Raw genomic sequence first — 21,007 nt, forward strand, 5'->3', positions numbered from 1 at the left:
TATATCAACATCGTAAACACGTTTCTGTTTAAATTAAAATCTTTTTTTTCTGACTGTGATTGCTATTATTTTCATTAAAGGCAATTAATGCATGGGTTTTTGCCAGTAAAGTAATCTGAATGTACTATTTGAACCTATTAGAAAATAATATTCCAATAATGAAACCACCTAAACTTTAACTCCGTATAACTGTCCACGTGAGAAAGGAGATGACTATGGTGGAGTACAGATATAACCCTAAATTAATTATAAAGCTATTATTTCTTTGTGTTGTTATTATCATAACAGCAGTAAGTTCCGGTAACGCACAAACTATAACCCTTCGTACAATTGACGCGGGCCCATATTCACCCGGCTCAAGCATTGCCGTACCGTTTAGCATTAACGATGCCAGCGGATGCATCAATCAGAATAATACCTTTAGCCTTTATATCTCTTCAACACCGGGCGGCGCACCCGATACTCAAATAGGCACCTTTAGTGGTTTTTACAACACATTTGTTAACGGTACATTGCCATCAACCTTAGCCGCAGGTAGTTATAATATCGAAGTAAGGGCAAGCAGTCCGGCAATTGTCACATCAAGGGCAAGTATCAATGTAATTGCAGGTACGGCACTATCAGCTAAAATAACTTCGCAAAGTATCAGCAGCAGTAGTCAGGATGTATTTGGTAATTGCAACGGCAGGGCCGGTAGCTTCGATTTTTTAAATCAATCCACACCGGGCAGCGTGGTAACCGCTGTCTTTTACAACGAATTAAGTCAGGCAACCGAAAATACCTTAACCTTAAACCCAAGCGCCAGTTTCCCAGCTGCAACATCACATTATACCATTTTAGTTAAGGCAACCAACAGCGGTATTACAGCTACCAAAGCTTACGCGCTTATCAACAACGTAGTGAACACCAGTTTTGGCGCTACCGGCAGCAACACCGTTTGTTTGATAAACGGTAAAGGTACGTTGGTTTATAATATGGATATTTCTTCGGCTAACGGTTTGCAAAAAAACTATCCGGGTAATATCTACTCTGTCGACTGGGGTGATGGCCGCAATACCAAGTATACTTATTGCCAGATCAATGCTTCGGGCGGACAGATCACTCATGATTACACAACCGCTTCGTGCGGTATTCAGAGTAACGGGCACATGAACGTGTTCCCGGTAAATATTTTAGTGACCAGCCCTTTTTGCGGCTCAGTTGGTACCCAGGTTACCAGTTATGCCAAAGTATTGCAACCGCCAACCAACAGTTTTACCGGCAACAGTGCTTATGCCTGTTTAAATGTGCCGGTAGCTTTTACTAATACCTCTTTCCCCGGCGATGATGCCACCAGTCTAACTTCTAATTGCCGTAACTCAAATGCCAAATACAGCTGGTATGTTGATGGCCAGTTGCAAGGTACCAACATGTCTTTGAGCGATAAGTTTGCTTATACTTTTACCACTACGGGTACGCATACCGTTTTACTTAAACTGCAGCAAAGCGGCGATGGCTGCGGTGCGGCCGATTATTCGGGGACGGTTTGTGTTGAGGCAGCACCAAAACCCAAGTTTAGCTTAAGCGACTCGGTTTTTTGCAGTTCGTCTGTCATCACACCAAACGATCTTTCGGTGGTTGACAACAGCTGCTCCGGCAGCATACATGGCTACACCTGGACGGTTACCGGCCCTGCACCGGTTGCTTATGCGGGTGGTACAAACGCTAACAGCAAGCAGCCTCAGTTTAAATTCAGCACAGCTGGTACTTACAAAGTGATGCTGAGCATTAACGCACCATGCGGCCCGGTTAACACGCCAACGCAAAACATCATCATCAATACCAACCCGGTTGCCAAATTAGCCGCCGATAATGAGTTTTGCGGCAAAATGCAGCTCTTTACCTTTGATGATAAGAGCCAGCTAACACAGGCAACCTTAACGGGGACAACCCTTGCACAGGCCGATACTTATACCTGGGCGGTTACAGGCGGAACTTATTCATTCCAGAACGGTACCGATGCCAACTCGAAATATCCACAAATACTATTTGCCGATTATGGTGCTTATACCGTAACCGTTACCCATAAAAATACCTGCGGGAGCGTTACTGCTACACAAAAGCTGAGCTTTAAGCAGTCGCCAACAGTAAACGCCGGGCCAAATCAAACCGGTATATGCCCGGGCAATACAGTTACCCTTGCGGGGACGATAACCGGCCCAGTGCCACAAAGCTACGGCTGGATAGGGGGTACGGGTACTTTTACACCAGACAGGAATACATTGAATGCGGTATATACCCCATCGGCAGCAGAAATAGCAGCGGGCCAGGTAAAATTGACCTTACAGGCATCAACCAATAACCCGAAACCTTGTGATGTAGTAACCAGCGACGTGCTGATCACCATCAACCCGACAAACAACATCACCAGCGCGGCCAGCAAAACCATTTGTACAGGTAACCCGGTTGCTTACCAGCCGGTGGCAACTATTGCCGGCAGTACCTTTACCTGGACGGCATCTGCCACAGCAAATGCCAGCGGCTTTATGGCAAGCGGTACAGATATGATCAATGATGTGATCACCAATACCGATGCAGTAAACAATGCCGTGGTAACTTATACCATTACGCCCGTAAGTAATGGCTGTAACGGTGTGCCTTTTACGTATAAGGTAACCGTAACACCTAATCCGGTAGTTACCGCCACGTTAACCAACGCTACCATCTGTAGCGGAATAAATGCAGGTATCGTACTAACTTCAAATTTACCCGGCACAACCTACACCTGGACGAGTACTGCAAGCACAGGTGTAACAGGCAATACCAATCAATCAACCCCGGTTTCAGTCGCTAAAATAGACGAGGTGCTCAATACAACGGCTACCACCACTGCATCAACAGTAACTTATATCATTACGCCTATAAGCGCCAACGGTTGCACAGGTACACCTGTAACAGTTACAGTAAACATTTTGCCTCCGCCGGTACAAGCTAATGCAGGCACTAACGATGTGATCTGTAATTCGCCGGTTTATGTTTTAAACGGTAATGCGCCCGCGCCGTCAACAGGTAAGTGGTCGCAGGTATCAGGCAGTTCGGCAGGGGTAACCTTTGCCGATGCCACTCAGCCCAATACTACCGTTAGCGGTTTGGTTGGCGGTCAGCAATATGTTTTCAGGTGGACAATAACCGGTGCTTCAACCTGTGCGCCAAGCACCAGCGACGTAACCATAACCGATCTGCCGGCCATTACCAGCAGCATCAGCTTTAACCAGCCCCAGGTTTGCCAGGGTCAAACTATTACTGTATTAGGTACTAACCCAACCGGTGGTAACAAAACCTATACTTACGCATGGCAAAGCAGTACCGATAACGTAAACTGGAACCCGGTTAGCGGCCAGAGCGGCATCAATCTCACCATCCTGGTAACCAATACCATCTGGTACAGGCAAATTGTAACATCGGGTCCGTGCAGCAGTATCAGCAACAACGTACAGATCAATGTACTGCCACCTATTGCCAGCAATACCATCACTGCCGACCAAACCATTTGTGCCAACAATCAACCGGCTTTGCTTACAGGCAGCCAGGCAACAGGTGGTGGCACTACCTACAGCTACCAATGGCAAAACAGCGTTGATAACGGCAAAACCTGGACAGATATACCCGGAGCCAACGCCATCAGCTATCAGCCGCCGGTGTTAGCGGTTAGCACACTTTACCGCCGTACTATCAGTACGCAGGTGTGTACCGGCCCGTTCCAAAACAGCAGTAACGCGGTTAGCATCACGGTAAATCCATCGGCTAAAGCCAATTATGTTTTCATTACCGATAAGTCATGTACCCCTTTCGTTATCGATAGCCATAACATTGCAGCTACCGATTATCCAGACAGAAACGCGCAATATACCTGGTATGCAAATAGTGTAGCTATCGGCACGGGTTTAGCCTTCCCGGGATATACGATCAATACCGATGGCCAAAGTGTAGATATTAAGCTGGTAGCCACCAATAAGTTTAACTGTGGCGATGATGTGTTTACGCACACCTTCAGCACAACTAAAGAGGTTACAGCCGCCATCACGCAAAGTGTAGCATCGGGTTGCGGACCGCTTACCGTAAACTTTACCAATGCCTCGAGCCCTATAAGCAACGCCAGTTTTGTGTGGGATTTTGGCAACGGCGCTAAATCAACAGTTATCAACCCGGGTAATGTGGTGTTCCAACCCGATCCAAGCGGAAAGGATATTACTTATACCGTTACATTAACAGCCAACACTGCCTGCGGTATCAAAACAACCACAACTAAAGTACTGGTGCACAATTCGCCAAAAACCATCATCACGCCTGATAACGTGGTGGGGTGTTCGCCATTCACTGTGAATATGATCAACCGCTCGGTAGGTGGTGGCGCAACCTATGTTTACGATTTTGGCGATGGCAGCCCGGTACAAACCGTGCCCGATACGCAAACTGTTCATCATACCTATACCAGTACTAAAAACCAAAACTTTACCATTAAGGCTACGGCACAAAGCGCGTGCGGTATCGGGATAACCCAGTCGTACACCGTTTCTGTTTCGCCAAACACAGTTGTACCGGCCCTGGTTGTTGATGCGCCGCAGTTAGCCGGATGCGCGCCATGGCAGGTTACTTTTCACAATAACACTACAGGTGCAACCAGTTACGAGTACGATTTTGGCGATGGAAGTCCGGTTATAGTAAGTAATGCTGTACCCGAGCTGATAAACCACACGTTTTTAAAGGGTGGCACTTATACCGTGCGCTTAAAGGCTACCAACAGCTGCTCAACCAACTATGCCACACAGGTTATTACGGTATATCCGCAGCCCGAACCCGAGTTTACTGCCAATATTACCCAGGCATGTACACGCGCTACAGTTACATTCACCAACAAAACGCCTGCTGCTAATACCTACATCTGGGATTTTGGCGATGGCACCACATCAACGGCGGTTAACCCAACCCATACCTTTGATTATACGCATTCGCCATATACGGTTACCTTAACGGCCATGGCAAACCTGGGCTGCCCGGGCAGTATCGTTAAAAAATCGTACATCACCATTGCGGCTCCGCCACTGGCCGAGTTTACCGCAAAGGATAGTGTGATCGCGTATCCTGATAAGAACTTTTTGTTTACCGACCGTACCAGCCGCAGCACGCCGGTAACCTGGATGTGGAGCTTTGGCGATGGGCAAACATCCAGCAAGCAAAACCCCGAACATACTTACGCCGATACCGGAGCTTACAAAGTGCGCCTGATAGTTTATAACATACATGGCTGTGCCGATACCGTTGTACACCATGTACGTATTACCGGTACCCCTGGCCAAATGTACCTGCCTAATGCCTTTATGCCAAACAGCAGTAACAGAGACCTGGCCACCTTTAAGGCAATAGGTTCGGGTATAAAAGAAATGCAGTTACGTATTTACAACACATTTGGTCAATTGGTTTGGCAAACCAATAAGTTAAATGCCCAGGGCCAGCCAACCGAAGGGTGGGATGGAACCATACGCGGCCAACTGGCGCAGCAGGGCGTTTACATTTGGGAAGCCAGCGCAACGTTTATGAACGGTTTAGAATGGCGGGGCATGAGTTATAATGGCTCGGCACCAAAACGCAGTGGTACATTAAACCTGGTGCGATGATCTGTACGGCAATTTATTACGTAATTGTCGGGTAAATATTTATTTTTGGTTCATACCACATTGTAATGAGTAGAAATCCACCGGCAAGTACCATTCCCATAGTTATTGTAACCGATGAGCATTACGTTATCCACCTGGCAGCATTGCTTAAATCCATCGAGGTAAATCATAAAAGCGGCGAGCACATTGCCGTGTATGTTATTGCCGATGGTGTAAAAAAGAGCAGCCAGAAAAAGATCCAGGCCTCGGTTGATGCAGATATGTTCAGCTTTAGCTGGATAAAAATGCAGGATACCATTCCGCCGGGAGTTAAACTTCCGCTCGATCGCACCTCATACCCGGTTACCATTTACCTGCGTCTGTTTATCCAGTACATTGTACCTGCCGATACACAGAAAGCCCTGTTTTTAGATGTGGACATGATCGTGCTTGATGATGTAAGCAACCTGTACAACCACAACCTGGGCGATAACGTGATTGCTGCCGTTCAGGATCCGCGGTTGTTGACGTTTGACAACAGTTGGGGTGGCATATTCAACTATAAGGAATTAGGCTTTGCGCCGGATACCAAATACTTCAATACCGGCCTCATTATCTTCGATATGCCTAAATGGATAGAAGGTAATTACGCGCAAAAGATCATCGATTGTATTGACGAGAATATCAAATTTGCCAATTACCCCGATCAATACGGCTTTAACGTGGTATTGGCTAACAAATGGCTCGAACTGGATACCCGCTGGAATTACTTTGCATCCGGCGATATTGAAAAACCCTTTTTGGTGCATTTTATATCGCGCAAGCCTTTTTACATATCCTATAATTATAACCCCAAATACCAGGAACTTTTTTACCAGTATTTAAAGCTAACCGAATGGCGCAACGCCAAACCAATAGGTGAGTTGAACCGTTATGCCAAAAAAATAAAGAACATCTGGATAAAGATCAGAAAGAAACTTTAGTAACTCCCTGTACAGAGGCTCTACCGAGTATAAGAATCAATTATGTTTACCGGTGCAAGCTATAATCCTTCACGTTCAATAAACGCCTGTATGGTATCGGGCGCGGTCATCAAAAAGGTTTGAATACCTAATTTCGAGGCCGTTTCCAGGTGTTGCGGACTGTCGTCAATAAACAACGTTTCTTCGGGTTTAAGGTTGCTGTCGGTTAAAATGTGTTCAAAGATCGCCGCATCGGGTTTGCGTTTGCCGATAAAATGGGAGTAGTAAACCTTCTCGAATAAATGATCATTACCCTCAAATCCGCATTCGCGTTGTAAATAATCCATCACCGCGTCATAATGGATAGCATTGATATTGCTCAATAAAAACGTACGATATTTGCCCTTCAGTCTGGCCAGTAATTCGTTATTGCCTTTGGCAATACCTAACAACATTTTGTTCCAGGCGTTATTGATCTGCTCATCGGTTAGATCAGGGTTATTTGCCTTTTCGCGGATCCTGGCCCTGAACTGATCTGCGGTTATCTCACCTTTTTCAAAAGCGTTAAAAATATCATCCTGTTTACGGTGCCCAAAAAACTCTGTAGCGTTACTGATGCCCAGATCGGCAAAAGCCTGTTGTGTTAAAGCAAAATCAATGGCAAATATAACGTTGCCATAATCGAAAATAATGTTCTTGATATTATTCATGCTGGTATTACTTCCGGAAATGGAAGCGGAATTGTTGTTGTCGATTTGATAATTTTACCTACATTCCCGTCTGTAAAACATCGGTATTTATCGGTATTTTTTAAATGATTTCTTTAAATTATTGCAAAATCAATAATGCTGCTATACAACCTCAGCTACTTCAACAGTGTCAAATTTTTTGATGTCGTCGGCAGTTGAGCCAATTTTTGCCTTGCCACCACGATTTGAACGTAGCGTACGCGAAAACAACGAAAGCTCCCTGTCAAACAAAAAACGGAACAACAAGCCCGTGTACGAAGTATGGTACCCCAGATTTTCGTAATGCTCGTTAGCCATCGTTTTTATCTTCGGCAGTTTGTTCCATGGTACCGACGGAAAATCGTGGTGCTCGTTGTGGAAACCTACATTCAGGTTAACAAAGTTTAAAACGCCGTAATAGCTTTTGGTTTCCTGCTCATCACCATGAGTAAGGTAATGCTCCTGCAGCCAGCGCGCGCCCAGCGGATGCAAACCAACCGAAAAGAAAAAGCTGAGCACCATAAATATAATTGCCTTAGCGCCAAAAAAATAAATAATACAACCCACAAAAGTAAACTCAACTATCCAGTTAACCGCCGTCCAGGCATCAAACAATTGTATCTCTTTCAAGCGAAACGGCCGCGCTGCCTGAAATATCGGAAAAAACAGCAGCCACAGTGCTTTACCATACCAGCGATTGGTTATCAGTTTGGCTTCCCAGCCAAAAGGCATATCAGCATCCAATTCGGCAACACCCTGGTAGCTATGGTGTTTAATGTGGTATTTTTGAAACGATACCGAACTTGGAAAAGTTTGTGGCAAATTAGCCAGTATCCCCGCAAGGGTATTAAGCGTACGATTTTTAAAAACCAGGTTGTGCGCGCACTCGTGAATACAAATAAACAGGGTATGGCTCGCAAAAGCGCCAATGCAATAAGCCGCTAAAACCACCAGCCACCATGGGCTGCTTTGCAAGGCCACAGCCATGCCAATTAACAAGGCAACGCAAAATAAAATCACTAAAAAGGTATACGGGTTACGACCTATCAATTCTCTGATCTCAGGATGTTGGGTGATGATCTTTTTTGTTCTTTTTTTGTGCGGCTCGCTCTCGTCAGACCAGTTAAACGTGTTAGTTTTAGACATACAGTAAAATTATGAATCTTAAAACAAGACTCTAATATCTTTCAAAAATATAAAATTGATTGGGCTTAAGGTATCAATAATTTACAATATTACAACGCTCCGGCCAATTATATATTGCCGCACCAGGTTTTGCAGTTGGCAACGGGTGGGTATTTGTGGGTGTTTTTAAATAGGTTTTCAGGCATAACCATTCTATTAGCCAACTATTTAAATTTGTTTATCGTTTACCAAACTTGTTTTAGCAATACTTTAAATATAGCTAAATTATATTTAAATGGCAAGTTTTTTTAAGCAAAAAGCACATATACCCGGCAATTGCCGCAGATATATGTGCTTTAATTAATTAATGTTGTTATTGTTGTTGAGGATATTCTCCCTGCAAAGCAATAATATAGGTGAGTGCCATAAAAGGCATTCTGTTTTCGTGTGCGTAGCCTGAGCCTACGGTACCTACAGATGAAGGATCTAAAGGTACAACGGTTTGATTTGCGGCCGTATTAGGCAGATACCATAATAGAGTGTTTGTATCATTGGTTAGGTCCACCGGTGCTGCCAGGTAATTGCCTGAGGCGGTTGCTGCATTTGCCGTGTTTGTAGCAACCGATACAGTATGCGTATGTGCAGGTAATTCGCTGGCAGCCAATGCCACACCTTCGCTGCCGCCTTTGCTGCCTAATACCCTGTTGGTTCTACCGGTGCCTTGTCCCTGGCTAATAATAAATTTGCCGCGCAGGTCGGGTATACCGAATGTAGTTACTCCATCGCCGCCATATGTGGTGCCAATAAGTGAAAATAGTGCCTGGTACGTGTTTACAGAAAGTAATGATCCGTCGCATATATGCCAGTTTACAGGGGCGTAGTTAAACGAAACTACTCTTACTTCTCCAAGTGCTGGTGTCATAGTAAATATTTTAAAATGTTATTTTTAAGTGATAAATTAATTTCGTGGAGGGAAATAGCCATTACTGCAAATACAAACATTTAATGTTTGGAAAGGCGGCATATTGTTATGTGGTTGTGATGCGCCGCCGGTAGCTAATGTACTGGGGTCCAATGTTACAAGGGTAGGAGTTGGCGTGGGAGTAACAAAAGCCTGTACAGTATCTGATCCGGATACCGGTTGCGTAATGATCTCAAAAGGCGGATTGTTATTTAAATTACCTACGGCAGTATCGGTTTGTGCGCCTATGTAATGATTGTGCGGTGGTATGGTAGCTGTTGTAAGTGCCACTGTTTCTGTTCCGGCAGCGTTACCAACCTGGTAGGTATTGCCTGCAAATGTGCCCATGTTTAACATTGCTGCGCCACGCAGATCGGGTAACATAAAGGTTGTGCTGCCATTACCTCCAAATTTGGTGCCCAATAAGGCATATAAGCCCGTGTATGCGGTAATATTTAATGTAGCTCCATTACATGCCAGCCAACCTACCGGTACAAAACCGCAGGTAAAAACTCTTAACTCTCCTAAATATGGTTCCATAATATTTTTTTTATTGGTATTAAAAACTTAATTAATCGCGGCTTGGCCATTCTCCGTCCATCACGGCTATACAATACTCGATGGTTACATAAGGGCCCATATTGTTATGTGCGCCACCGGTACCCACGGCGCTTACAGTGTTACCGGCTAATGCAACAGCCGCCGGGCTTGTATGGCTATAGCCAAATGTACCCGGCAGGCTTGCAGGTGGGACGTTGTTGTTGCGCCCGATAAAGCTCGAAAGAAATGAGCTTCCGTTAACCCCCGCTGTGTTTTTTTCGCTTACTATGGTCAATGCTGCGCCGCCACCGCTTACTGCATTAAAATTATGTGTATGTGCAGCCATTGTGCTACTTGTTATTGTAACGGTGGTTGCTCCGCCTGTTTGTCCCCATTGATAATTAGCTCCGCCCGTTAGTTGCCCTGTGCCTATCAACACCTGCCCCTGTATATTGGGTAATTGAAAGGTAGTTTTTCCGTCGCCGCCAAACCTCGTCCCAATTAATGCGGCCAATGCCTGGTATTGCGCAATATATAGCATTTGGCCGTTACACTGCATCCAACCGGCCGGGGGAAATCCAAAGGCGAAAGGCCTAATTTCTCCAATAAAAAAATCTGCCATGATTTTAAATGATTAAAAGATTAAAAAATATAGTTAATTAATAATTGATTTAATGCTGATAAAGGAGTGTATCATCACTTTTTGGCTAAAACGAATGCTTAAAAACCATAAAATAAGCGCTGATATCAGCATACTAATTTAGAATGAAATATGTATAAAGCAAGATAAAATACTTAATATCTTTTAAAGAAACTGACTATTTTTTTTTGAAAAAAAGATAATAAATAAAGAAAAAATGAGATGGAAATCAGGCGTGGAGCAGGGGACCTGATAATGCAATTGTGACGTTATGAGAATTTTTGACCTTTTACAAAACCAAAGATTTTGGCCTGGTAGCAAGGTAGATAAAAGCTTGCAAAAAATAACATGTTTACCATGATTAACTTTTCATCGCAGCATAGCACCTGCAGCCCTTGCTCATCATCTATTATAGTACCAGGTACGGCATCTTTTACAGGTACAATAGCATTAAGTATTTGCGCATCCATCAGTTTAACTTCCTGCCGGTTAAACTGGGTGGCCGCTCCCTTGTTCCAGGGGTTACAGGCGCGTATCAGGTTACAAATTTCGGCAGCGGGCATTTGCGGCCAGTTAATACTTATAGCATTAAGGTCGGGTCGTTTTTGGTATGCCTTTTTTCCTATCCCGGTTATAGCCGGGATAGGCGCTTTATTGAGTAGCAGGCTCAATAGGTAAAAAACGCCTTCTACACAGAGCTGTCCAAGCAATTGGTTAGCCAGTTCGTAATTAAAATGCGAAAGTACAGGGGTCTCTTTTAGCCAGTATATTGGTCCGTCATCAAATTTTTTGGATACTTCATGAATAGTTACGCCAATTTTATCGCCTTGTTTCAGTTGCCAAAAAACAGGTGTGGCCCCGCGGTATGCAGGTAAAGTGCCAAAATGAATATTATAGAGTTTGGTAGGGCAGGTGGTTAACTTATCTAAATTAATAAGTTGTGCATATCCCAGCATAAAACAAACCTCGTAGTTGCCTCTGTGCAGCCAGTTATAAAGGTCGGTTTCTAAATTCTTTTCTTCAACAAAGTTTAAGTTAAGCTGCTGTGCAAATGCACGTACTTTTTGATTGACAAATTCATCGCCGGATGGCGAAAAGAAAACACTTACAGGTATTTGCTGACCTGATAATGCGTAAACAAAGGGAATAAAAGTATCAGTATTGGTAATAATCCCTACGCGCATAATAATATACCCACAACCTAAAAATGATACCGGGGTGCCAAAGTAAACTAATTAAACAATATGCAGCTGAAACTGCCCTGGTTGTATTAATAAAAAGTAAACTACGAGACAAATGTATTAAGCACCTGAGATTTAGAAAAGCTGGCATGTCCACCTGGTGTTCTGTAACGATGACTACCAAAGGTGGGAGTAACGTATGGGTGTGGCAATAAAGTAGCTTCTTTATGTGCATTGTTAGTTTTATGCCCATTTACATCAGATGTGCTTATCAACATCATTGTAGGCCCTTCGCCCCATATTTTTTTTTCAGGTTTGTTATTTCCGGTTGTCATGCCTTGTTTTATTTCAATTAGGTTTTGATTGTAAAAATAATACTTTTTAATGATTTTGCAATATAATTAATAATTTCGTTAAATAATAGCAGTAATTAAAGGCATATGCCGCTTTTATACAGCAGCATATGCTTTAAACTATGATATTTCTTAATTTCCGGAAGGAAAAATTCCGAATAACGCAATAATATAACTTATTGCTACAACAGGCATAAGGTTTTGATGTGGTAAACTGCCGCCGGTTACAGTAACCGTAGTGGGGTCAAGAGGTATTATTGTTTTGGCCGTAAAACTATCAGGCAGGTAACGCAAGTCGGTATTTGTTGTTGTGGTGGTATCAACAGGTGCCGCAAAAAAGGCATTTGTAGGTGCCTGGGTATTGGCAACACTTGTACATGCCACTACCGGATGACTATGATTAGGTATGTTTTGCTGTGTAAGTGTTACAGTTTCTGTACCTGCGACCTGGCCCATTACATATCTGCTCCGGCCGAGGCCTTGTCCCTGGCTTATTACCATTCGTCCCCTAAGGTCTGGCAGGGCAAAGGTTGTTACACCATCTCCGCCGAATGTGGTTCCTAAAAGCGTATATAAAACTTCGTATTGTGATATAGGTAATAAGGTACCATCGCACAGGTGGTAATCGCGCGGGGCAAAGTTGCCCGCAAACGATCTGATTTCTCCAACATATGGTTGTGACATAATATAATGATTGTTAATTGATGATAAATGATCTGGTTAATTTCTCGACGGGAATATCCCTTGTAATGCTATACAAACATTTAATGTTAAATACGGCGGCATATTTGAATGTGGAAGATTTCCGCCGAGTGGTGAAAGTGTGGATGATATTAACGGCGTGCCATTAGCAACAGAGTTTGAATACGAAAGAACCGTATTAGTATCGGATGCAGGTTGCGCTATCAATTCATATGGCTGGGCTGCATTTAAACTAACGGTAGCTACAGCAGTTTGTGCGGCCACCATGTGGTTATGCGCCGGTAGTTGCGGGGTAAGTAAGGTAACGTTTTCAACGCCGCCAATTTCACCAAGTACATAAGTGGTACCCGATGGGGCCGTGCCCGCACCAACCATTGTGCTGCTTTGCAGATTTGGCAGTTGAAACGTGCTTACACCGTTACCGCCGTAAAAAGTGCCTAGTAATGAGAATAAAGCCTGGTTTTGAGCGATAGCTAATAGTTGACCATTGCAGGCGGCCCATCCCCTGGGGACTGTAGTGAAGCCAAACACCCTGATCTCTCCTAAATATTGTTGCATACTATTTTTTTTAATGATGAATGATGTGATGAGTTGTCTCTATAGTTTAATTCCTTACCGGAAACGTGCCTACCAGTGCTATACAATAATTGATGGTTATAAACGGAGCCCTGTTTTCATGTGGCTGGGTGCCGCCTGTAAGGCCCACCGTTTGCGCGTTTAATTGTGTATTTACCGGCGTGGTGTGCGTATAGCCAAATGTATTTGGTATATTTCCCGGCGGAACATTATTGTTATGTGCCACAAAGGCCGATAAGTGTGAAGTGCCATTTGTGGCAGGGGCATTGGTTTCGTTTGCAATTGCCACCGCTATCCCGCCGGCGCTTGCCGCATTAAACGTGTGGGTATGTCCCGGCATTTCGGTTTGTAGTACGGCTACAGTTTCCGAACCTGCTGTTTCGCCAACCACATATGGCGATAAACCCGGTCCCGTACCCTGGCTCACCAGTGTTGCACCTTGTATATTAGGTAGTGCAAAGTTGGTAGTGCCGTTGCCGCCGTACTGCGTGCCTAAAATAGCGAACAGCGAAGTGTATCGCTGTATTGGCAATATTTGCCCATTGCAAAGTGCCCAGCCGCTTGGTGCAAAAGTGCCTGCAAAAGGCCTGATCTCGCCTAATAACTGATCTGACATAATTTGGAAATTTAATAAATTGGTTAAAAAATATAGTTAATAAATAATAATTGAACCTGCTTTATAACCGGCCGCACAGAACAGTGCAATTACCTCAGGGGTAACGCGTAATGAAATTTGAAATATCCCAAAGTGGGGAAACTGTGAGTGATATTTCAGTATTCTAAATGTAAGTAAAAATATATGAGAAAAGCAAAAAATATACACTTATTTAATTAAGAAAGTAAATAAGGTTATAGTTAACAGTATGCCTGTGTCACTACATTTCAAGATTTTAATAAGAAGCCTGCAATGGCTAAAAAAACTCCACCTGCCCGTTGTTTAAGTGATACACCGCGCCGATGATCGTGATCTTTCTTTTTTGATAGGTCTCTTTTAATATCGGTTCAGAATCCTGTAGCTGCTTAACATCATGCTGTATATTGGCCTTTACAGCACGCGCAAGTAAGTCAGATCTTGTTTTTAAGGCTTCTGTTTCTTCCGGCTCGTTTTTTATTGCCTGCACAATATCCTTAATGTGGCCCGGAACATTGCTGTCATTTTCATGGTCCAGAAAAGCTTTTACAGCGCCGCATTCGTCATGCCCCAATACAATGATCAGCGTTGTACCTAAATGCTCCACGGCATATTCAATGCTTCCAAGTTCGAAATCAGAGATAACGTTACCTGCAGTGCGGATGGAAAAAACATCACCCAGCCCCTGGTCAAACACTTCCTCAGGCGGCACCCGCGAGTCCGAACAGCTAACAATAACGGCAAAAGGCTTTTGCCCGGTAACTAATTGTTTCAGATGGGTGCTGTCCTGGCGTAAGTGAACAGCTTGCCCGGTATAAAAACGTTTATTGCCTGTTTTGAGTTTGGATAGCGGGTCCAAATGTGAGTCATCAACAGTCTGGCTTTGTTTTTCTTTGTTTTCGTTTGCCGGATTTTGCTCGTTACAGGCAAACGGAATGATGGCCCACAGCGCCATCATCATAGTTAATACAACTTTCTTCTTCATTTGATTATGGTTATTAATCCGTGAACAATAGGGCTGTATAAACACTTAAACAACAGGCGTTATATAAAGGTAGCAATAGTTTTGCTTTTTGATCATAAATTGATAGCAGCATTTCTGCCCGGTTAGGCACAGAAATGGGTTTACTAAGGGATAATTAGTAAATCGGTGGTTTAAAGGATTTTTAAAGGTAGGGGTGGCCCCGTTGTGTGCTTCTCGAACCATTAAAATAAAAAAGCAGCTACATTTTAAATGTAACTGCTTTTTCCAGTGCGCCCACCTGGGCTCGAACCAGGGACCAAAAGATTATGAGTCTTCTACTCTAACCAACTGAGCTATAGGCGCGGCTGTTGGTGTTTTTATTGAGGCTGCAATTTTACGCAAAAACACCTTAATTTCAAAAACTCATTTTAATTTATTTCGAAATCGCTAAAAAGCAATCAATTAGCTTTGGCTAGGTATTCTTAAATCGTAACGTCTGGTAAAAAAAATGTCAAAGCAGGAGTAAGGCAACCGCGGCTAACCTTCAAACCGATTGAGATACCTGATATATGCACCAAAGGTTTCTTTATTGATCTGGTATTTAAAGTTGCGGCCTTCTTTTTCTGTAAGTAATAAACTGGTATCGGTTAGCTGTTTAATATGATGGGATATGGTTGACTGAGCCAGGGTAAACATATTGAGTATCACGCTATGGGCCAGCCAGTCGCCTTCGTTGTGTATGGCCTCTATTATTCGCAAGCGGTAAGGGTCGCCTAAAGCCTTTGATATTTTTTCGGCCTTCTTTAAATCCATCTTCATATCCATTAATGCAAATATATCGATTAATCAGAATAATTTTAATTGGCATATAATCAGCTATTTATGATCTTAATTAATTAAATATATTAAGTCTATAGAATTTATAGAATTTATTTGTATGTTTGTCCTAACAAAACAAGTACTCAATACCGTGAACGCGAAAAATCAATACTCACCGGCAATATTTACCTGCACCTGCGGCGGGATGGAACGAATGTGTTGTTGTTAATTAATCAAAAACAACATGCAACATATTTAATAACCATAAAATTTAATCAAAATGTCTTTCCCGATCAATCAATATCCCGACTTCGAACTTGTTGAAATACAGCCCGAACTTTTACTGCAGTTTAAAAAATACCGTAAGCTTAGTCCGCTACGTGCAGGGGCCATAGTGCCCGAGTTCACCTTTGCCAATAATTTTAACACCTGGCAGCAGTTTTTTAACGGTGCCGAAACTTATAACCATCTTGCCATACGCCAGTTGTTAAACAAACCGCTGGTCATCAGCTTTTATTCGCACCATTGGCAGCACGAGGGCTTGGATTTTATTAAAGAGCTAAACCGCATTAATACCGAAATAAGGGCAAATGGGGGCAATATGGTGGTGATTGCCGAAGGCAGAAACGCCGAATTGCAAAAGCTGGCCTGGGACAATAATCTTACGCTTAATTTTTATTTTGATACCGATCGTAAACTGGCCGAAAAATTTGGTGTGTACCATAAAAGCAGCCCGGTTTGGGAGCGCTTTTCTGGTATTGATGCCCATGTGCCATTGTTAGCTGCCTTTGTGGTGAACCCATACCGCCAGGTGCTGTTTAGCCATAGTAACTGGAATGCCGAAAGTAAACTGGATACCGATAAGCTTTTAGAAGAAGTTTACCAGGCCGGTTTGTATTTAAATACCCGCCGCTCGGCATAACTATAATTGATAACAATAAAGAGTAAATAATCGACTGACCTCATTATTTATCAGTAAGAGCAGTTACTTAAAGTAACGAGCGTTTAATTAGCAATTAAATATATCCGGATGCCTTGCATCTGGATATAAATTGCTAATATGGCCAGGTGGTCGAGTGGTTAGGCGGAGGTCTGCAAAACCTTTCACAGCGGTTCAAATCCGCTTCTGGCCTCATTTAATTATGGATAATACTCATTTAATATGCCCGGCAGACCGGGTGACGGTTGACGAGAACAGAGTACGGTTAACCGCATTTTTTGTATTGCTGTTTGCCATCGGGTTTTTGCTTACCAATTGGTGCCTGCCGGTAATTTTTTTGCTTGCCGATTTTGCGTTAAGGGTATTTAACCTCAACGCTTATAGCCCCCTGGCTTTGGCAAGCGGCTTTATAGTGAAAAGGGCTGGAGTAAAAGGTAAACCAACCGACCGTGCTCCAAAAAGATTTGCTGCCATTATCGGTTTGGTTTTCGTGGCCGGGATATTGATCGCCTGGACTTTTCAGTTATTACACACATCGCAGGTGTTGACAGGCGTGTTGATCATATTTGCTTCACTGGAATCATTTGCCGGTTTTTGTGCCGGGTGTTATGTGTACACTTTATTAAAGCGCATCAAGGTAATCAGCTAAAGCCTAACTGTTTTAAGTTTGGCATACCCTATAATTACGACCTGTTTGGTATTTTTTATCAATTATCTGATGCTTGTCAGGGTTTTGGCGGAAAAAAATCTGAATTTTTGTCAGTTAAATGCGCGTTGTCATGATTTATGACAAATTGACAAAAAAATATTTTTAGGCTTAGCAGGTGTAATCAAAAATGATTTATGAGGATTTTTTTTTGGGAAACAAGCTAATCACACCTATTTTCCGTGTCGAAAAAGACTAATTCGTCACTTTTTAAGGAGAATTTGCCTGTAAAATTGAGTTTTGCTCTGAATTTGATTTTTTTTTACCCGTTTTTAACCTATTTTTTTAAAACAGGTATTAATATTTTTTTAAAAAAGATTTTTTGACATCGCAAACTAAAAACACCGGTAATTTTTACGTGTCGAAAATATTTACAGGTAATTGTTTTAATTGAACAGATTTTAAAACCTTGCTTTTATTTGACAAACAGGGCGGCATTTATCATGGCACATTATTAGCGGCTACCCTGGCAGACAGGATAATATCTTATTCTACCATACTGCGCCGATTGAGGCATGTCTGACAGAATGAGGGTTATTCTTTAAAAGATTAAAGTTCAAATAATTAAACACAAAAAATTAAAACCATGATCACTGTATTAGAAGTTGCTGCCGTTATTGCTTGTATTTTATTACCATTGGTTCCTGCAAAAAAAGTAGCAAACCACTAAATAGCATTCAGCTGAAAAAGAATTTAAGGGATAGCATTTTGCTATCCCTTTTTTTGTTTTTGGCTGTGAATCAAATAAGTTGATTTGTTGGTGTTTTTAACTGATGAACTTTTTGCCGCGTATCAGTATTTTGATACGACGCCTGTTTAACGATATTTTAACGTGCTTGCGCCCGGTTTTATCAATATGCAGTTGATAAGCCTTGATAATATCTTTATAAGAAAGTATGCCGATCACTTTACGGTCGGGTGTTGAAGAGAATACAGGGAGTACCTCGGCTGCTGTAGCTGACATGATCTCCACCGCATGACGCAAATTGTGATCTGAATTAACAAAGCCATCTTTCCCATCCGAAACCAGATCCTGTAATAACAGATCGCCGGCTAAGCCGTTTTGATAAATGTCGGTTAGCTTTAATGTGCCCAGATAGGCGCCTTCAATATCCACAACGATCACATAATTATCTGCCGCTTTATTTTCTGCCAGCCAGGTTTTAAGTTCCTGGCAGGTAGTTTGCCCGCTAATGGCAATGGCATCATCAGTAAGCACATCGGCAACGCTCATTTTCTGAAGCACATCTGGTTCAAACGAATCGGGTGTGAATACACCACGGCGGGCTATTTTTTCGGTCATGATGGTATTTTCCATCAAAAAGAACGAGATCATATACGCAGCAGTACACGCACCAAGTAGGGGCAGCAAAGCGTGCGATTGCATAGTGGCCTCTAAAGCGAAAACAATACTGGTTAAATAAGCACGCGAAGCACCCGCAAACATAGATGCCATACCTATCAGCGCAGCCATTGGCAGCGTAATACCGGCATCAGGGAAAAATTGCAGAATAACAGTACCAATAATGGCGCCTGCAGCACCTCCGATGGTAAGTAATGGGGCCAGTGTTCCGCCGGATGTACCGCTGCCTAAAGCGATGGCCCACGAAAGAAACTTAAAGAAACACAAAGTACAGATGAGTTTTAACGACCAGGTTCCCGATAAAACACCGATAATATTATCATATCCCACACCCAAAGTATGCGGCGCAAAAAAGCCTATCGCGCCCACAACTAATCCGCCGATGGCTGGCCACCAGATCCAATGAATGGGCAGTTTCTCAAAAGCGTCCTCAATAAGGTATACAATTTTAGTAATGCCTAATGATAAAAAACCAATCACCACGCCAATAAGGCTGTATAACCCCAAAGCGATATTGTTGGGTATCGCAAGCTCCGGCATGGGAAATACCGGGCCCGACTCGAACAATAAATGATGCCCGGCAGCGCCGGTGATACACGCCAACGCTACGGGCAATATAGAACGGGGGGAAAACTCAAAAAGCAATAATTCGATAGCTAAAAATACAGCGGCGATAGGTGTGCCGAATATAGCCGACATACCCGCCGTTGCACCAGATGCCAGTATAATTTTACGCTCGTTGGCGGTAATTTTAAATATTTGTCCCAGGGTTGATCCCAGGGCGCCGCCTGTTGCAATGATAGGGCCCTCGGCGCCGAACGGGCCGCCTGTGCCTATCGCTATTGCCGACGAAATAGGTTTTAAAAAAGTAATGGATGGTTTGATATTGCTTTCGTTAACCAATATCTGTTCCATAGCCTCAGGGATGCCATGGCCACGAATGGCTTTTGAACCATACAGGGCCATTAAACCAACTAAAATACCACCTATTGCCGGTATTACAATTACCCATAATCCCAGGGTATTATTGGCCGGACTGTGAAAGGCAACGCTAAATGTACCGAAAAAGGAAAGATTGGTTACTACATTGATCAGAGATACCAGGAAACGGGCGATGAAACTAATAGCTATAGCCACTAAAATGGCATATGATGAGATGAGGAGGAGCCGGCTTTTAACCAGAAATACTTTGCGGGCCGGTTTTTCACTTGCTTCCAGGTTGTTGAGTAATGGGGAAACCGGGATACCCTCAGTGTACATAGTCTTTTTCATTTAATTGTTGTGGCAATGTATTTTAGGCAAAAATATAGATATAAATCAATAAAACATTGTTTAAGCAATATAATTTATAATTTTGTGGTGATAAACATTTAAAAATGCTGTATAACATTAAAGCGATATGGCTGATTAATGCTATTATTGTCTGACGATCGATCCTGAATGAAGAAACACGAATGTGACCTTGCCACCTGTTTAATGTGCTCTTGCTGCATAGCCGACTGGCTTCCGGCTATAGCCGCTCAAAAAAACAATATCCAGATAAAAAAGGGGCAGCAAATTTTTACCGAAGGTGAAAAGGTTAACCATATTTATTTTGTTTATTCGGGCAAGGTGAAGGTGCACAAACGCTGGGATCATGAAAAAGAGATCATTATACGTTTTGCCAAACCTGGCGATATACTGGGCCACATGGGCCTGGGTAACGATTCTGTTTACCCTGTATCAACTACAGCTATCGAGCCAACTGTAATTTGCGCCATCAGCCTCACGTTTTTTGAATCGACGCTGAATGTGAACCCCAAATTCACTTACGCTTTAATGAAACTTTTTGCCAACGAATTGCAGGAGTCGGAAAAGCGGATGCGCAACCTGGTGCACATGCCTGTAAAAGAGCGTATTGCTTTGGCTATGCTGAACCTGAAAAAACAATTCGGTACTGATGATAGCGGGGCAATTAATATTGAATTAACACGGCAGGATCTGTCATCCTTTGCTGCGGTATCCTATGAAACCTTGTTTAAAGTAACCAATGAGTTTTTAGCGGGCGGTTTGATCGCAACGATGGGAAAGAGCTTTAAATTATTGGATGAAGCTGCACTAACGGCCCTCACGATAAACACAAACTGATTTTATTTTGTAACCCTTTTTTAACAGGTTCTGTCTATGACTGTTACCGCCGAAGT

The 21,007-nt window shown here is 43.0% G+C and carries 18 protein-coding genes and 2 tRNA genes; 6 read left to right on the top strand and 14 right to left on the bottom strand.

The window, feature by feature from the left end; translation table 11 throughout:
• The first annotated feature begins 197 nt into the window (after positions 1 to 197).
• Complete coding sequence (locus ACFGVR_RS16755) at positions 198 to 5,654, top strand: PKD domain-containing protein (RefSeq protein WP_448698496.1); 5,457 nt, start codon at positions 198 to 200, stop codon at positions 5,652 to 5,654.
• 65 nt (positions 5,655 to 5,719) lie between these two features.
• Positions 5,720 to 6,616 carry a glycosyltransferase family 8 protein gene (locus ACFGVR_RS16760; RefSeq protein ID WP_448698497.1) on the top strand — a complete coding sequence of 299 codons (897 nt, stop codon included), beginning with the start codon at positions 5,720 to 5,722 and terminating at the stop codon, positions 6,614 to 6,616.
• Between the two features lie 59 nt (positions 6,617 to 6,675).
• Here ACFGVR_RS16760 and ACFGVR_RS16765 read toward each other — a convergent pair whose 3' ends face one another.
• From ACFGVR_RS16765 to ACFGVR_RS16825, 13 genes are all read right to left on the bottom strand, one after another.
• Positions 6,676 to 7,305, bottom strand: coding sequence for an HAD family hydrolase (locus tag ACFGVR_RS16765; RefSeq protein WP_448698498.1), 630 nt, complete (start codon positions 7,303 to 7,305; stop codon positions 6,676 to 6,678).
• Between the two features lie 141 nt (positions 7,306 to 7,446).
• On the bottom strand, positions 7,447 to 8,469 hold the full coding sequence (locus tag ACFGVR_RS16770; protein WP_448698499.1) for a fatty acid desaturase: 1,023 nt from the start codon (positions 8,467 to 8,469) through the stop codon (positions 7,447 to 7,449).
• A 352-nt stretch (positions 8,470 to 8,821) separates the two neighbouring features.
• Entirely contained in the window at positions 8,822 to 9,370 is a 549-nt protein-coding gene (locus tag ACFGVR_RS16775; protein ID WP_448698500.1) for a phage tail protein, read from the bottom strand.
• Between the two features lie 36 nt (positions 9,371 to 9,406).
• Positions 9,407 to 9,949: a phage tail protein gene (locus tag ACFGVR_RS16780; RefSeq protein ID WP_448698501.1), complete on the bottom strand. Its 543-nt coding sequence runs from the start codon at positions 9,947 to 9,949 to the stop codon at positions 9,407 to 9,409.
• A 31-nt stretch (positions 9,950 to 9,980) separates the two neighbouring features.
• The gene (locus ACFGVR_RS16785; RefSeq protein ID WP_448698503.1) at positions 9,981 to 10,571 is read right to left on the bottom strand and encodes a phage tail protein; all 591 of its coding nucleotides are present in this window, start codon (positions 10,569 to 10,571) and stop codon (positions 9,981 to 9,983) included.
• A 287-nt stretch (positions 10,572 to 10,858) separates the two neighbouring features.
• Positions 10,859 to 11,773 (bottom strand): methionyl-tRNA formyltransferase, encoded by a 915-nt coding sequence (locus ACFGVR_RS16790; protein ID WP_448698504.1) that lies wholly within the window; start codon positions 11,771 to 11,773, stop codon positions 10,859 to 10,861.
• A 101-nt stretch (positions 11,774 to 11,874) separates the two neighbouring features.
• Positions 11,875 to 12,105 carry a hypothetical protein gene (locus ACFGVR_RS16795; protein WP_448698505.1) on the bottom strand — a complete coding sequence of 77 codons (231 nt, stop codon included), beginning with the start codon at positions 12,103 to 12,105 and terminating at the stop codon, positions 11,875 to 11,877.
• Between the two features lie 150 nt (positions 12,106 to 12,255).
• Entirely contained in the window at positions 12,256 to 12,807 is a 552-nt protein-coding gene (locus ACFGVR_RS16800; protein WP_448698506.1) for a phage tail protein, read from the bottom strand.
• Positions 12,808 to 12,843: 36 nt separating this feature from the next.
• The gene (locus ACFGVR_RS16805; RefSeq protein WP_448698507.1) at positions 12,844 to 13,383 is read right to left on the bottom strand and encodes a phage tail protein; all 540 of its coding nucleotides are present in this window, start codon (positions 13,381 to 13,383) and stop codon (positions 12,844 to 12,846) included.
• A gap of 46 nt (positions 13,384 to 13,429) precedes the next feature.
• The gene (locus tag ACFGVR_RS16810; RefSeq protein ID WP_448698508.1) at positions 13,430 to 14,017 is read right to left on the bottom strand and encodes a phage tail protein; all 588 of its coding nucleotides are present in this window, start codon (positions 14,015 to 14,017) and stop codon (positions 13,430 to 13,432) included.
• A gap of 295 nt (positions 14,018 to 14,312) precedes the next feature.
• The gene (locus ACFGVR_RS16815; protein WP_448698510.1) at positions 14,313 to 15,017 is read right to left on the bottom strand and encodes a carbonic anhydrase; all 705 of its coding nucleotides are present in this window, start codon (positions 15,015 to 15,017) and stop codon (positions 14,313 to 14,315) included.
• A 268-nt stretch (positions 15,018 to 15,285) separates the two neighbouring features.
• Positions 15,286 to 15,359, bottom strand: a tRNA-Ile gene (locus ACFGVR_RS16820).
• Positions 15,360 to 15,533: 174 nt separating this feature from the next.
• Positions 15,534 to 15,815, bottom strand: coding sequence for an ArsR/SmtB family transcription factor (locus tag ACFGVR_RS16825; RefSeq protein ID WP_448698511.1), 282 nt, complete (start codon positions 15,813 to 15,815; stop codon positions 15,534 to 15,536).
• Positions 15,816 to 16,095: 280 nt separating this feature from the next.
• On the opposite strand from ACFGVR_RS16825, the gene ACFGVR_RS16830 reads away from it, so the two are divergent.
• From ACFGVR_RS16830 to ACFGVR_RS16840, 3 genes are all read left to right on the top strand, one after another.
• Positions 16,096 to 16,737, top strand: a complete 642-nt coding sequence (locus ACFGVR_RS16830) for a redoxin domain-containing protein (RefSeq protein ID WP_448698512.1) — start codon at positions 16,096 to 16,098, stop codon at positions 16,735 to 16,737.
• Positions 16,738 to 16,877: 140 nt separating this feature from the next.
• A tRNA-Cys gene (locus tag ACFGVR_RS16835) sits at positions 16,878 to 16,948 on the top strand.
• Positions 16,949 to 16,957: 9 nt separating this feature from the next.
• Positions 16,958 to 17,404: a DUF4395 domain-containing protein gene (locus ACFGVR_RS16840; RefSeq protein WP_448698513.1), complete on the top strand. Its 447-nt coding sequence runs from the start codon at positions 16,958 to 16,960 to the stop codon at positions 17,402 to 17,404.
• A gap of 823 nt (positions 17,405 to 18,227) precedes the next feature.
• Here ACFGVR_RS16840 and ACFGVR_RS16845 read toward each other — a convergent pair.
• Complete coding sequence (locus ACFGVR_RS16845; RefSeq protein ID WP_448698514.1) at positions 18,228 to 20,096, bottom strand: chloride channel protein; 1,869 nt, start codon at positions 20,094 to 20,096, stop codon at positions 18,228 to 18,230.
• A gap of 168 nt (positions 20,097 to 20,264) precedes the next feature.
• Here ACFGVR_RS16845 and ACFGVR_RS16850 point away from each other — a divergent pair, with 168 nt between their 5' ends.
• Positions 20,265 to 20,951, top strand: coding sequence for a Crp/Fnr family transcriptional regulator (locus tag ACFGVR_RS16850; RefSeq protein WP_448698515.1), 687 nt, complete (start codon positions 20,265 to 20,267; stop codon positions 20,949 to 20,951).
• Positions 20,952 to 21,007: the final 56 nt, after the last annotated feature.

The sequence above is a fragment of the Mucilaginibacter aureus genome, from assembly GCF_053514885.1.

Excerpts from the sequence above, each read along its gene's own strand:
- ACFGVR_RS16760 (WP_448698497.1), top strand. The coding sequence starts at position 5,720 with ATGAGTAGAAATCCACCGGCAAGTACCATTCCCATAGTTATTGTAACC.
- ACFGVR_RS16765 (WP_448698498.1), bottom strand. The coding sequence starts at position 7,305 with ATGAATAATATCAAGAACATTATTTTCGATTATGGCAACGTTATATTT.
- ACFGVR_RS16770 (WP_448698499.1), bottom strand. The coding sequence starts at position 8,469 with ATGTCTAAAACTAACACGTTTAACTGGTCTGACGAGAGCGAGCCGCAC.
- ACFGVR_RS16775 (WP_448698500.1), bottom strand. The coding sequence starts at position 9,370 with ATGACACCAGCACTTGGAGAAGTAAGAGTAGTTTCGTTTAACTACGCC.
- ACFGVR_RS16780 (WP_448698501.1), bottom strand. The coding sequence starts at position 9,949 with ATGGAACCATATTTAGGAGAGTTAAGAGTTTTTACCTGCGGTTTTGTA.
- ACFGVR_RS16785 (WP_448698503.1), bottom strand. The coding sequence starts at position 10,571 with ATGGCAGATTTTTTTATTGGAGAAATTAGGCCTTTCGCCTTTGGATTT.
- ACFGVR_RS16790 (WP_448698504.1), bottom strand. The coding sequence starts at position 11,773 with ATGCGCGTAGGGATTATTACCAATACTGATACTTTTATTCCCTTTGTT.
- ACFGVR_RS16795 (WP_448698505.1), bottom strand. The coding sequence starts at position 12,105 with ATGACAACCGGAAATAACAAACCTGAAAAAAAAATATGGGGCGAAGGG.
- ACFGVR_RS16800 (WP_448698506.1), bottom strand. The coding sequence starts at position 12,807 with ATGTCACAACCATATGTTGGAGAAATCAGATCGTTTGCGGGCAACTTT.
- ACFGVR_RS16805 (WP_448698507.1), bottom strand. The coding sequence starts at position 13,383 with ATGCAACAATATTTAGGAGAGATCAGGGTGTTTGGCTTCACTACAGTC.
- ACFGVR_RS16810 (WP_448698508.1), bottom strand. The coding sequence starts at position 14,017 with ATGTCAGATCAGTTATTAGGCGAGATCAGGCCTTTTGCAGGCACTTTT.
- ACFGVR_RS16815 (WP_448698510.1), bottom strand. The coding sequence starts at position 15,017 with ATGAAGAAGAAAGTTGTATTAACTATGATGATGGCGCTGTGGGCCATC.
- ACFGVR_RS16825 (WP_448698511.1), bottom strand. The coding sequence starts at position 15,815 with ATGAAGATGGATTTAAAGAAGGCCGAAAAAATATCAAAGGCTTTAGGC.
- ACFGVR_RS16830 (WP_448698512.1), top strand. The coding sequence starts at position 16,096 with ATGTCTTTCCCGATCAATCAATATCCCGACTTCGAACTTGTTGAAATA.
- ACFGVR_RS16840 (WP_448698513.1), top strand. The coding sequence starts at position 16,958 with ATGGATAATACTCATTTAATATGCCCGGCAGACCGGGTGACGGTTGAC.
- ACFGVR_RS16845 (WP_448698514.1), bottom strand. The coding sequence starts at position 20,096 with ATGAAAAAGACTATGTACACTGAGGGTATCCCGGTTTCCCCATTACTC.
- ACFGVR_RS16850 (WP_448698515.1), top strand. The coding sequence starts at position 20,265 with ATGAAGAAACACGAATGTGACCTTGCCACCTGTTTAATGTGCTCTTGC.